Below are 12,513 nucleotides of genomic sequence, written 5' to 3'. Positions count from 1 at the left end.
CGCCTTTCTTAGATGCTTCCACCAGCCATCCGTTGACAGACGACTCTTTGCAATTGGATGCGGGTTAGTTGCGTTCCCGCAGCCACGCCACAGCTTGGTCAGCCGGACCCTCGAACTGGACCGTGCCCGAAGACAACACCACTCCCCGGTCGCAGATCCGCGAAATCATGTCGAGGTCGTGACTGACCACCACCAAAGTGCGGCCTTCATCAGAGAGCTGCTTGATCTTAGCCAGGCACTTCCTCTGGAAAGGCTCGTCGCCCACGGCAAGGATTTCGTCAACGAGGAAAATATCCGGTTGGGTATGGACAGCTACCGCAAACGCAAGCCTGAGGAACATACCCGAAGAATAAAACTTGACCTCGGTGTCAATGAACTGTTCGATCTCGGAGAAGGCAACGATGTCGTCGAACTTTTCCTGGATCTCCTGCTCCGTCATCCCCAGGATGGCTGCATTGAGATAGACGTTTTCACGACCTGATAGATCCGGGTGAAAGCCTGCTCCCACCTCGATCAGGCCTGCGACCCTGCCCTTGGTGCGAACGGTCCCTTGGTCGGGCAGGATGACACCCGAGATCAGCTTCAGAAGCGTGGACTTGCCGGAGCCGTTGAAGCCCAACAATGCCACGGTCTCCCCCGGCTGGATCTCAAAACTGACGTCGTGCAGGGCGTCGAATTTCTTGGTGAGATCCCCCTTTCGCCCCTTGGCGAGCCACACCAGCGTTTCCTTCATGGAGTGCGAGTGGCGGAGGTTGAAAGTTTTCTTCAAGCCCTTGACGATTACTGCTGCACCCATTTAGACCTCCTGCGCAAAGTGGCCCTCGAGCCGTCGGAAGACGATCTGGCCAATAACAAGGAACAGTGCCGCCATGCCCAACCCGATGAAGCCGGTCACCAGGAGGTGCGGAGGCAATTCGACAGGCTGATTGACTGTTGGATACCAAAACGCCCAGTGAAACAGTTCCACCGCAACGGTAATGGGGTTGAGCTGGTAGATCGTCAATACCCAAGGCGCAGCCAGGCGGCGGATCATGGTCCAGTCGTACAAGACCGGCGAAGTCCATGTCACGATCATCATCAGCATGTCCACGATGTTCTCGGCATCCCGGAAGAACACATTGATGGCACCGGCCAACAGGCCAAGGCCTGTTGCCGTAACGGCCACAATGACAAAACCAAGAAGGGCACCGAAGAGCTGCATGATGTCCGGATGCCACCCGCTCAGCAGTGCTGCAGCCAGCAGGACAATCAATTGCGGCAGGAAGTGGACCGCAGCCACCCATACGGATGCCACTGGGAACAGCTCACGCGGAAGATAGATCTTCTTTACCAGCGCCGCATTCGAGACGATGGATCGGGTGGCATTCGAAAATGCCTCCGAGAAGAAGTTGATGACAATGACACCGGAGAACATGTAAAGCGCGTAGTTGGGAATTTGATCCCCAACCCGCAACACGATGCCCAAGGCAAAAAACAGGACCACATACTGGACCAGCGGCTTAACGTAGGACCACGCCAAACCCAGGACCGAGCCACGGTAGCGGACCCGGAGTTCCTTGCGGACAATCAGCTTAAGGAGGTACCGCCGGCGGTAGACGTCCAACAACCCGGCGCCCACCCCCGGAACAGCATACGTATCAGTGGAGTTCGACATCGCTACTTGCTGGGCTCCGACGCTTCAAAGGTTTCCCGCCAGGAGTCCATCGAAGTGATCTCTGGAAGGGCTTCCTGATACTGGGTCCGCAGGGTCTCCCAGTTCGAGAAGAGCTGGGCGTGGAGTTTTGCTGATTCCACCACAAGCTGGCGCGCCAGCTTGGGGTCGCGCAAGTGCCAGGAAGCTCCTGTGCCATCTGCATTGGAGACGACTGCACTGTCCAAGTGCGCAAGGCTCCACCATTTGCCATCCTGGTGCGCCACCTGTGCCTCGGGGTTCTCCTTGGCGGAGTCGCGCACGGGGGCAAGGGTTTGCTTCAGGACGGTCTTCACGGCCCAAGGAAGCAGACCAAGGGCACCGGGCTGCTTGTATGACTGCGGCTTCTTGGGGGGACGCTTCCGGAAGACCTCCGGGAAGGCCCCGGGATCCGTCTTCACCTGGGAGTCCTGGAATTCCTCGCGCATTGCACGGAGCTTGGGCATGGTGGTGGGCAGCTGCTGGTGCAGGTTACCCGGCCCCGCAAGGACATCCCTGAGGGCCATGATCCGCGCCTGCTCGGGGTAGTACTGCATGGACACCAAGTGCTTGACATCCGTGTTCAGGCTTTCGCGCAGGATGCGTCCGCCCTTGGGGAACGGCGAGTGCAGGAGCGTGGCGATAAGCCGGTTGCGCTCATGGTAGTAGGCCTGCCAGTCAACAGAGTCGTCCTTGTCGGCCCAGGAGACGTGCCATACAGCCGCCCCGGGAAGAGTGACAGTCGGGAATCCGGCCGCACGGGCGCGAAGTGAATACTCCGCGTCATCCCACTTGATGAAGACGGGAAGGGAAAGTCCAATGGTTTCCACCACGGTCTTCGGGATAAGGCACATCCACCAACCGTTGTAGTCAGCATCCCAGCGCCTGTGCAGCTGAGGGGTGGACCGCAAGCCCGCAGAAGAGAAGTCGTGGTTGCCGAGGCCTTCCACCGGACCCCAAAGGAAGCGGTAGAAGTTGACGACCTCCGAGTAGGCATGCAGGACAGACTTGTTGTACATGTCGAACATGTGCCCGCCGACAATGGTTGGCTTGCGGCAGAGGTCAGCGAACGCCACTGCCCGCATGACGCCCTCCGTCTCAAGCTCAATGTCGTCGTCCAGCAGCATCACGTAGTCGCTCTTATCGGAAACGACCATCTCGTACATGTTGCGGGCGAAGCCGCCTGAACCGCCCAGGTTGCCCTGGTTGATGACGCGGAGCTGGTCACCCATCGATTCTGCGACTGCGTCGAATCCGGCTTCGTCGGCGACCTTTTTGTTGCCTTGGTCCACGATGATCAGCTCGGCGAGGATCTCCCTCAGGCCGGCGTCGGCGTCAATCGACTTGATGGTTTCAAGGCAGTAGTCAGCGCGGTTGAACGTCGTAACACCGAGCGTGACGCGGCCCTGGGGGCGGCCTTCATCCGGGACTGCCCAGTGGGCGCTCTTCAGCGTCATTCCGTCGCCACCGGCAATGAGGTCGAACCAGTACCAGCCACCGTCGCCGAACGGCGCCAGGGTCAACTCAAAGTCGTTGCTGGCTGCGCCTTCCACGAGAATGGAATCAACTCGCTGCGAGGCACCACGGGCGTTGGAACGGTAGACAATGACTGTTCCTTCGCCCTCAGTCTCAAGATGCAGGACTGTCTTCGTGGCAACGGTCCACTTCCGCCAGTAGCTGGCAGGAAAAGCATTGAAATAGGAACCGAAGGAAAGCCGCTCACCACGGCGAACCTGCACGGACCCGCGGTCCAGGATGTCCTCCGGGTGCAGCTTCCGTGTCATGCCAACAGCCTGCACGACGGCGCCGCTGTCGCCGTCGTCCTTTTTCACCTTGCTGGTGTCCGGGTCGACATACAGCGGAAGAGTGTCGAGGTCGCGGTTAGCGGGGAAAACCACACGCTGAACGATTCGCAGGCTTTCTTTGGCCGGTGCCAGGTCATCCGTGGTGGTCATCGCCGTCATCTGACTTTCGTTCGTAGTAGCCGTCATGCGTCCACTCCCCCGCTTTCAAGCTTGGCGCCGCCAGTGAAGTGCGGCTTGATCTTGTTATCGAACATGGACAAGGCGGAGCCAATGGCCATATGCATGTCGAGGTACTTGTAGGTTCCCAAACGCCCGCCGAAGAGGACGGACTTCTCGCCCCGGGCGAGGTCGCGGTATGCGAGCAGTTTCTGGCGGTCGTCAGAGGTGTTGACCGGGTAGTACGGCTCGTCGCCCTTTTCCGCAAAGCGCGAGAACTCACGCATGATGACCGTTGCGTCCTTGGTGTAGTCACGCTCAGGGTGGAAGTGCCGGAATTCGTGGATGCGCGTGTAGGCGGCATCGGCGTCCGGGTAGTTCATCACGGAACAGCCCTGGAAGTCCTCAATAGGAAGTACTTCTTCTTCAAGGTCGATGGTGCGCCACGACAGGTCGCCTTCGGCGTAGTCGAAGTAGCGGTCCACCGGGCCTGTGTAGATGACCGGCACCTGGCCCAGAACAGAAGACCTGCCGAACTCGCCGTCGTCGAAGAAGTCCGTATTCAGGACAACCTCGACGTTGGGGTGATCGGCCATACGCTCGATCCAGGCTGTGTAGCCGTCAACCGGAAGACCCTCGTAAGTGTCATTGAAGTACCGGTTGTCGTAGTTGTAGCGCACAGGGAGCCGGGAAATAATCTCGGCCGGCAGGTCCTTGGGATCCGTCTGCCACTGCTTGCCTGTGTAGTGCTTGATGAACGCCTCGTACAGCGGGCGGCCAATCAGCTGGATGCCTTTGTCATTGAGGTTCTGCGGATCGGTCCCGGCCAATTCACCGGCCTGTTCCGCGATGAGGGCCTTCGCTTCGGTCGGGCTCATAGCCGAACGGAAGAACTGGTTGATGGTGCCCAGGTTGATGGGCATCGGGTAAACCTCGCCCTTGTGGCTGGTGTACACCTTGTGCTGGTAGCTCGTGAACTTGGTGAAGCGGTTCACATATTCCCAAACGCGTTCATTCGACGTGTGGAAGAGGTGTGCACCGTAGCGGTGGACCTCGATTCCCGTCTGCGCTTCGTTCTCGCTGTAGGCGTTTCCTCCAATATGGTGGCGGCGATCAAGCACCGCGACCTTCAGCCCCAACTCGGTAGCGGCGCGTTCTGCAATGGTCAGGCCAAAGAAACCCGAGCCGACGACGACGAGATCAGCGTTCACAAACTCTCCTGTGTATTGGCGTGCGGGCACAGAAATGCCCACGTCTACTGGTCAAGGCTACCCGACATGACGCGGGTTCCCGTATCCGGGGCGGTGCACGGCGGTGTGGTGCCACACCAGGAAACGGCAAGGGGAGGTTGGCCAGCGGCCAACCTCCCCTTGGTGCCTTGCTTGGTCTGAAGTGCTCAGAGAGTGATGACTGAGCCGGATTTCGCGGATTCCAAAACAGCCTCCGCGACCCTCAGTGTCTCGAGCCCTTCCGCCATGGTGACAATGTTCAACGACTTTCCGAGAACTGCATCACGGAAGGCCTCGTGCTCCATTTTGAGGGGTTCACGCTTCGCCAAGGCAAAGCGTGTCGATGAACCCTCCGAAACACCGCGGAACGCCGCCACGGAATCCCAGTCCGTTTGGAAGGTACCGTTCTCCACGAATGTGAGGTCCGCGGAAATGGTGTCGGCAATGAACGCGCCACGTTCACCAAGAACCACGGTGGTGCGTTCCTTCATGGGCGACAACCAGTTGACAATGTGGTTCGTCACAACGCCACTCTTAAGGTGACCGATGGCCGTCACCATATCTTCATGCTCGCGGCCACTGCGCGATGTGGTGTGGGCAACGACGTTGACGAAGTTGCTCTGGGCCAGCCAGGCTGTGAGGTCGATGTCATGGGTGGCCAGGTCTTTGACCACCCCGACATCGGCGATACGGGCCGGGAAAGGCCCCTGCCGCCTCGTGCTGATCTGGTAGACATCGCCCAGGTCACCGTTCTCCAACCGGTCCCGCAGGCTCTGCAGCGAGGGATTGAACCGTTCAATGTGCCCGACGGCACCGATGAGCCCCTTGGATTCAAAGGCTTCCGCGATGCGTCGTCCCGACTCGGAATCGTTCGCGATCGGCTTCTCTACGAGGCAGTGGACACCTGCCTCTGCGAGCTGCAGCGCCACTTCCTCGTGCAGGATGGTGGGCACTGCTGCCACAGCCATGTCAATGCCCTGTGCGATGAGTTCCTCAACGGTGTTGAAAACCGTCAGGCCGTCGGCGACGTTGTGGGGGTCGCCGAAGGAATCGGCAACAGCAACAAGGTCAACACCTTCAAGTTCACGAATGACACGGGCGTGGTGACGCCCCATCATTCCCAGTCCAATGAGGCCTGCGCGCAGATTCGCCACTAGCTACCCGCCTTGGCGACAGCGTTGACGGCGGCAACAATCCGGTCAAGGTCATCCTGGCTCAATGACGGGTGCACCGGAAGGGAGAGCACGCTTGCTGCCGCCTCTTCGGTGACGGGGAGGTCATCCGAGGTCTGGAAAGGCGCAAGACGGTGGTTGGGAATCGGGTAGTAGACCCCGCAGCCAACGTTGTATTCCTCGCGCAGTGCCTTGGCAAAACCGTCACGGTCCTCAGCGATGCGGATCGTGTACTGGTGGTAAACGTGTTCGTAACCTTCAGCGACCTTAGGCGTGACAACGCCTTCGATGTTCGCGTCAAAGAAGGCAGCATTTTCCTGGCGGGTCTTGGTCCAGCCGTTGACCTTGGTCAGCTGGACGCGGCCGATGGCGGCATGGATGTTGGTCATACGGCAGTTGAAGCCAACCAGTTCGTTCTCGTACTGGCGTTCCATGCCCTGGTTGCGGAGCAACCGGAGGCGGCGCTCCACGTCGGCCAGACCGGTGCTGACCATGCCACCCTCACCCGACGTCATGTTCTTGGTGGGGTAAAGGCTGAACATGGCGAAGTCGCCGAACGTGCCGACCTTGCGTCCGTTAACTGCTGCGCCATGGGCCTGGGCAGCGTCCTCGAAGACCTTGACGCCGTGCTTTGAGGCAAGCGCGCCAATTGCGTCGACGTTGAATGGGTGTCCGTAAAGGTGCACAGGCATGATGGCCGCTGTACGGTCTGTGATTTTTGCTTCGACCGAAGCCGGGTCCAGCGTGTAGTGGTCGGGATCAACGTCAGCAAAAACCGGGGTGGCACCAGTCAGTGCCACCGAGTTGGCCGTCGCCGCGAAAGTAAACGACGGAACGATGACCTCGTCTCCAGCGCCGATGCCGGCAGCCAGCAGGCCCAGGTGAAGACCCGAGGTGCCGGAGTTGACGGCGACGGCGGCCCTGCCATCGAGGAGGACCTGGGAGAATTCCTCCTCGAAAGAGGCTACCTCCGCGCCCTGGGCGAGTTGGCCGGAAGCCAACACGGCATCAACGGCCTTGCGCTCTTCATCGCCGATGATGGGTTTGGCCGGGGGAATGAATTCGGGGCTCATGCCTCTACCTCTCGAAGGGTCTCGTTCTGTTCAACATACGTTGCGCCGGTTTCCGGACACACCCAGTTCTCTCCGCTGCGCTGCAGCGGGAAACCGGCTTTGCCGACCCACCCGTGACGCTTGGCCGGAACTCCGACCATCAGGGCAAAATCCGGAACATCTTTAGCCACGACCGCGCCGGCGGCAACTGTGGCCCACCGTCCAATAGTCACGGGAGCAACGCACACGGCACGGGCACCGATTGATGCGCCTTCGCGAATGGTGACGCCAACGGGCTCCCAATCGTGAGCGCTCTTCAAGCTGCCGTCTGGGCCGACAGCACGGGGGTAGGTGTCGTTGGTCAGCACAACAGCCGGGCCAATGAACACACCGGCTTCAAGTTCCGCGGGCTCGTAAACAAGTGCGTAGTTCTGGACTTTGCAGTTGTCCCCCATCTTTACCCCGGTGCCGATATAGGCACCTCGTCCCACGATGCAATTGACGCCTAACTCGGCCTGCTCGCGGACTTGGGCAAGATGCCAAATCTTTGATCCATCACCAATTACCGCCTTGTCTGAAACATCGGCGCTCTCCGCAACCACTATCACCGGTGAAGGTCCTTCCTCATTGAGCACACGCGACAACGAGATTCATCTTAGCTGAGACACCATGCCGCGGCGTCAAGGGCTCCGTGAAGATCGCCCGGGTTTGTCCACATACGCCTTATCCGAGGCTGCAGTACGGCGTGAAGGCCTCTAGCGTCAAGGGCAGCGGCCTATCTCTGTTTGGGCAGGCGCGTGACTGATCACGGGAAGACGGAAAACCATGACTTTGGAATGCACGTTGGTGAGGGGCCCGGCGGCCGCGGAGCTCTCGGCTCCGGAGGAATTGACCATCCGGGTCCCTCCAGGCACCCCCGGAGCACAACTTCAGTCGATTCTTGGGGAGGAGCGCGGGACTGGTCGATTGGCAGTGGATGGAAGGGATATAGCCGACCTGACGGTCGGCCGGCCTCCACTGGTGTCGGGTGCAATACTCGTCGACGGCCCCGCACCGCACCACGCCTCCGAGCCAGCGTCCCTGCCGCTCATGCTGCTTGCTCATTCTGGCCCCAGCGCCGGAGCTGTCTTCCGTATTCATCGCGGCCGCTTCCGGATAGGCCGCGGAGCCACGGAGATTTCCGTGCCGGATCCAGGCATGTCCAGGGAGCACGCCGTGCTGGATGTTTCCAGTACTGCACTGACCCTGAGTGGCGTCGCAGCCGTCAACCCGGTCCTCGTGGATGGACGCCCGTCGCGGCGCACGTCCGTGACGTCGGAATCAACCATCCTGTGCGGCAACAGCGTGTTCTCTGTCTCCACGGAGAGAGGTCGCCTCCCCGAAATTTCCAACGATGCCGGACGGTCCGTGGAGGAACCACTTGAGGTGCCGCATGCCGGACGGCAGGGAAGCCGCACGGCGATCATCCTGGCCGCCGGGCTGCCGTTGATCGCAGGCGTTGGACTGGCCATTGCCACAGGAATGTGGATGTATCTGGGATTCACCGCCATCTCCGCGGTCAGTCTCCTGATCCCGTTCATCACCGGACGGAAGAGCCGCCGGGAATGTGGATTGGCTGTGGCCCGCGCTGCTCAGGAGGATCTCGGCCGCCGGCAACGTTGCTCTCCCTCCGCGGCGGAACTGGTGCTGGCTATCTGCGGCACGGCCGCCCTGCAGGTTCAGGACGAAGCACGAGGCCAAGCCGGTTCATCGTTGTCCCCATCGCCCACAAATACCCACGGGAAAACCGTAGGCGCAGATTCCGGCAGCTGGATCCGGCTGGGCACAGCCAATGCACAGGCAAACATCCGGTTGGTACCTGACGATCCGATGTTCAGCGCACCAGACATCGGATCAGCCGCAGTGACATTGGACCCTGGACTTCCTACGGTGGCACTTGACGGACCTCCTGACCACGTTGATTCCCTGCTCCGATTCATGCTGATGCAGATGGCCGGCTACCCCCGGGCTGCGGAGTCACCGGTCATTATCGTTGGGACGGTCGGAAGGCTGCCCCTAAGCGCCAGGTTCCTCGCGAAGGTAACTCTTACGACCCAGCACGAGGTGGCCCTCACTGCCATGCAGCAACTAAGCGGCAGCGCCCATGGAAGGCTGGTCATCATCGATGAACCGGCAGGTTGGGACAAGGGCGCGTTGTCGTCTCTCCTGGTTGCCGGGCGCCGGAACGGGTGGCAAGTGGTCCATTGCGGCCCATCTGCTGAACACCCCGACCCCTTTGTCGAGCTTTCCACGTCAGGGACCACCGGGACACTGACCGTGGCCGGCGAGCGCCGGTCATTCGTTCCAGACCTCGTCCCAATCAGCGTTTTCGATACGTTCTGCCGCACTATTGCTTCGCGGGCCCACCAGGAACGTGTCGACGCGCGGCAGCCCGTTCCTGAGCAGTGCACATTGGCTACCTTTCTTCCCTTCGGAACCCGAAGAGTTCTTCTTCGCTGGGAAGACACTGCACGATTGCCTGGACTAAGGGCAGTGTTGGGCCAGGGACGTCAGGGACCCGTGACTTTTGACCTTAAGCGCGACGGTCCACACCTTCTGGTGGCGGGTACCACGGGCTCAGGAAAATCCGAGCTCCTGAGGACCCTCGTCGCTTCCATGGCGTTGACGTACTCCCCCGATCACACAACATTCCTCTTTGTCGATTTTAAAGGCGGCTCAGGATTACGGCCGCTCGCCGGCTTGCCTCACTGCGTAGGCCTCTTGACCGATCTGGGTGGGCGTCAGTTGGATCGCGCACTTGCTTCGCTCCGGGGAGAAATCAGGTACCGCGAGGAATTGTTCGCTGCGGCTGACGTCACGGACCTGGGCCAATACCACCTTGCTGCGTCGAGCACGTGTCCTGTTGTTCCGCATTTGGTTTTGGTCATCGACGAGTTCCGCATGCTGATTGACGAAGCTCCCGGCGCCCTCCGCGAGCTCATGCGGGTCGCCACCATCGGCCGGTCCCTTGGTGTCCATCTGGTGATGGCAACCCAGAGGCCTCAAGGAGCATTGACCGCCGACATCCGGGCGAACGTCGCGTCGAGTATCGCCCTTCGAGTGCAGTCAGAGGCGGAGTCCGTGGATATCATCAATTCGAAGGTGGCCGCCTCCATCAGGGCAGACACTCCGGGAAGGGCCTACCTGGTCCGGGCCTCAGGCAAGCCGGAAGAATTCCAGGCCGCGTCCCTCTCGGTTTCCCGCGATGCCAGAGCTTCCGATGGCCCTGTTGATGGATCTCCTCAGCTGGTCCACTCAGCCTCCCAGATACTCAACAACGGCTCACGCCATGAGGTCCTACCGTCCCGGCCCTTGGCCGGACATCGGGATGCCCTCCCGGATGCCGGTGTCGGGCGGCTTGTTTTGGCTGTCCAGGACGCGTGGCGCCGCCAAGGGAGTTCACTCCCGCGACATCCCGTGGCGGCACCCCTGCCGTCCGCGATTGCGTGGAGTGGTGGACTTTCCCTGGCGGATGCCTCTTATGTTCCCGAAACTGCTGAAGCAGTGCCATGGTGTGTTGGGCCGCTGGCGTTGGTTGACAGACCCACACGGCAGGTTGTGGAGCCTTTGCAATGGTTGCCGGCCGAGCACGGACATCTGGCCATGATCGGAAGTGCTTCGAGCGGCATGCACGCCTGCTTCAGGGCAGTCTCGGCCATGCTGGCCATGCAAGGACCCCAGCCTTATCCCTTTGTTCTGGATGCGGCGGGAATAATGGCCGACCTCGTTGGCCAGGAACGGGTAGGTGCGCTCGTCGGTCTGCACCAACTGCCGCTTGCAGCGCGTGTGCTACAGCGTTTTGTCGAGGAAATGGACTGTCGACGCACCAGCAGCGACGCCGGGAGGACCGCCAAGCCTCTGACTTTGATCATCACGGGGTGGTGCTCATGGGCCACCGCCTTCCGGGCCGGGACCTCAGCCTGGGCAGAGAGCCTCCTGCAGGACATTGTGAGGGACGGCCGTCCTCTCGGCATCACGGTGATGATTTGTGGCGAGCGGGAATTGGTCAATTCACGTTTCTTTGCCGCGATACAAAACCGGGCTTATTTTCCGTCAGGCTCCACGGAGGAAGCCCGGTTTCACTGGCCCCGCCTTCCAGAGGTGGAGCCAATTCCAGGGCGCGCCGTCGCCACGGGCAACTTCGTCGACGGAGATACAGTGGTTACCCAGTTTCGCGAGGCTCCCGACGAGGGGCACTGGCCGTTCGCCCCTCCCCCACAAGGGAAACCGCCCTTCCGTCTGCGGTCGCTTCCCGATCGCCTGGACGAACAGGAATTTCGTGTTGGGCTCAAGTCCTCGTCTGCCGTGTTGATGACTGCCGGGCAGGATTCGGGGAACGCTCTATGGATCGGCGTTGGAGGGGACGAAGCGATGCCCGTTTCCCTGCCTCTCCGGCTGCATGGTGTCAGCATCATCCTCGGCGGCCATCGATCAGGGAAGAGCACGGCTTTGGCATCACTCCGTCGCCTGAATCCTTCAGTTGCCTGGGTTGTTCCGGCACTTGGAACATCCGCGGACTCTTTCCGGGCCTCGGCCACACAAGAAAACTGTGAGCTGGACCCGGAGAGCGTCGTGTTGGTGGACGACGCGGACTCTCTTGACACCCTGGGGCGCCAAGCCCTCACTGCGTTGGTGGGTAAAGTCCGAGGCATCGTGATGACAGCCACTCCCGGGCCCGCACTGACGCAACAACTGCCACTGGCCCGGGAAGTCCAGACCTTCCGAATGGGTGTGGTCCTGGCGCCGGGATCGCCACACGATGGCGAACTCCTGGGAGTACGGCTGGAAACAGACCGCCCAGCCCGCCCAGGGCGTGGCTATGTGGTGGACGGAGGAGAAGTGCAGCCGTTTCAAGCAGTCCTCACAACGGACTTCCCACCGATTGCCACCTATTGTTCTCCCACGGAGGCGGGCTAGAGGACTCCAGAGGTACCGCCTGTGCGCGACACGTAGGCAATCACGTCCCTATGGAAAAGAAAGACAATGGCCGCAACGGCCGGGATGATCATAGCCAGGCCCGGCAGAACCAGCCCACCGGTCATGGTGGGGAAGCCGATGGTGAGAACAAACAACTGGGCCACCAATGCAGCGGCCCGGGTCCATCGGTATCCACGGAACAAGTAATGGCCCACCGCGAACAACCACACCGAGAAGGCAAGGAGCAGCCCCAGCGTAAAAACGGCTCCCCAAAAAGTCAGGACAGGGGCGCCAGTCAGCAATTCGTACGCGTACCAGGCGGCGGCACCCATGAGCGCGAGGGCTTCCAACAGGACAACAGCAGAAATCACTGCCACACCCATTGGCCGGCGGCTGCCGGTCGGGCCGCTCTTTTCTTGGTGCGCCTGCGCATCGGAATCTTCTCCCGGCTCCGGTCCGGAGGCGGGTTGGGCA

The 12,513-nt window shown here is 60.8% G+C and carries 9 protein-coding genes; 1 reads left to right on the top strand and 8 read right to left on the bottom strand.

The window, feature by feature from the left end; genetic code table 11:
* Positions 1-64: 64 nt before the first annotated feature.
* The 7 genes from WBN73_RS05460 to WBN73_RS05430 form a co-directional block, all read right to left on the bottom strand.
* On the bottom strand, positions 65-796 hold the full coding sequence (locus WBN73_RS05460) for an ABC transporter ATP-binding protein (protein WP_089595598.1): 732 nt from the start codon (positions 794-796) through the stop codon (positions 65-67).
* Positions 797-1,654 (bottom strand): ABC transporter permease, encoded by an 858-nt coding sequence (locus tag WBN73_RS05455; RefSeq protein ID WP_172324331.1) that lies wholly within the window; start codon positions 1,652-1,654, stop codon positions 797-799.
* 2 nt (positions 1,655-1,656) lie between these two features.
* Positions 1,657-3,660, bottom strand: coding sequence for a glycosyltransferase (locus tag WBN73_RS05450; RefSeq protein WP_207594014.1), 2,004 nt, complete (start codon positions 3,658-3,660; stop codon positions 1,657-1,659).
* Complete coding sequence (gene glf, locus WBN73_RS05445; protein WP_207594015.1) at positions 3,657-4,841, bottom strand: UDP-galactopyranose mutase; 1,185 nt, start codon at positions 4,839-4,841, stop codon at positions 3,657-3,659. Before glf ends, WBN73_RS05450 begins: the two co-directional genes overlap by 4 nt.
* A 185-nt stretch (positions 4,842-5,026) precedes the next feature.
* A complete protein-coding gene (locus WBN73_RS05440; protein ID WP_089595601.1) occupies positions 5,027-6,013 on the bottom strand; it encodes a Gfo/Idh/MocA family protein in 987 nt (328 codons plus the stop codon).
* Positions 6,013-7,104 (bottom strand): DegT/DnrJ/EryC1/StrS family aminotransferase, encoded by a 1,092-nt coding sequence (locus tag WBN73_RS05435; RefSeq protein ID WP_207594016.1) that lies wholly within the window; start codon positions 7,102-7,104, stop codon positions 6,013-6,015. The genes WBN73_RS05440 and WBN73_RS05435 overlap by 1 nt, the downstream gene beginning before the upstream one ends.
* Positions 7,101-7,718: an acyltransferase gene (locus WBN73_RS05430; RefSeq protein WP_026540062.1), complete on the bottom strand. Its 618-nt coding sequence runs from the start codon at positions 7,716-7,718 to the stop codon at positions 7,101-7,103. Before WBN73_RS05430 ends, WBN73_RS05435 begins: the two co-directional genes overlap by 4 nt.
* Positions 7,719-7,908: 190 nt before the next feature.
* Between WBN73_RS05430 and WBN73_RS05425 the strand changes: the two genes are divergently transcribed.
* A complete protein-coding gene (locus WBN73_RS05425) occupies positions 7,909-12,039 on the top strand; it encodes an FtsK/SpoIIIE domain-containing protein (RefSeq protein ID WP_337339747.1) in 4,131 nt (1,376 codons plus the stop codon).
* Here the strand turns inward: WBN73_RS05425 and WBN73_RS05420 are convergent.
* Positions 12,036-12,422: a hypothetical protein gene (locus WBN73_RS05420; protein ID WP_337339804.1), complete on the bottom strand. Its 387-nt coding sequence runs from the start codon at positions 12,420-12,422 to the stop codon at positions 12,036-12,038. The genes WBN73_RS05425 and WBN73_RS05420 overlap by 4 nt on opposite strands.
* Positions 12,423-12,513 lie beyond the last annotated feature (91 nt).

Origin of the sequence: Paenarthrobacter sp. CCNWLY172 (assembly GCF_037402035.1) — a bacterium.
GTDB lineage: Bacteria > Actinomycetota > Actinomycetes > Actinomycetales > Micrococcaceae > Arthrobacter.
The sequence above is the reverse complement of the archived record's forward strand: the minus strand, read 5'-3'. Positions and strand labels throughout refer to the sequence as shown.

What these genes read in the sequence shown, in the direction of transcription:
- WBN73_RS05460 (WP_089595598.1), bottom strand. Translation starts at nt 796, where the DNA reads ATGGGTGCAGCAGTAATCGTCAAGGGCTTGAAGAAAACTTTCAACCTC.
- WBN73_RS05455 (WP_172324331.1), bottom strand. Translation starts at nt 1,654, where the DNA reads ATGTCGAACTCCACTGATACGTATGCTGTTCCGGGGGTGGGCGCCGGG.
- WBN73_RS05450 (WP_207594014.1), bottom strand. Translation starts at nt 3,660, where the DNA reads ATGACGGCTACTACGAACGAAAGTCAGATGACGGCGATGACCACCACG.
- WBN73_RS05435 (WP_207594016.1), bottom strand. Translation starts at nt 7,104, where the DNA reads ATGAGCCCCGAATTCATTCCCCCGGCCAAACCCATCATCGGCGATGAA.
- WBN73_RS05425 (WP_337339747.1), top strand. Translation starts at nt 7,909, where the DNA reads ATGACTTTGGAATGCACGTTGGTGAGGGGCCCGGCGGCCGCGGAGCTC.
- WBN73_RS05420 (WP_337339804.1), bottom strand. Translation starts at nt 12,422, where the DNA reads ATGGGTGTGGCAGTGATTTCTGCTGTTGTCCTGTTGGAAGCCCTCGCG.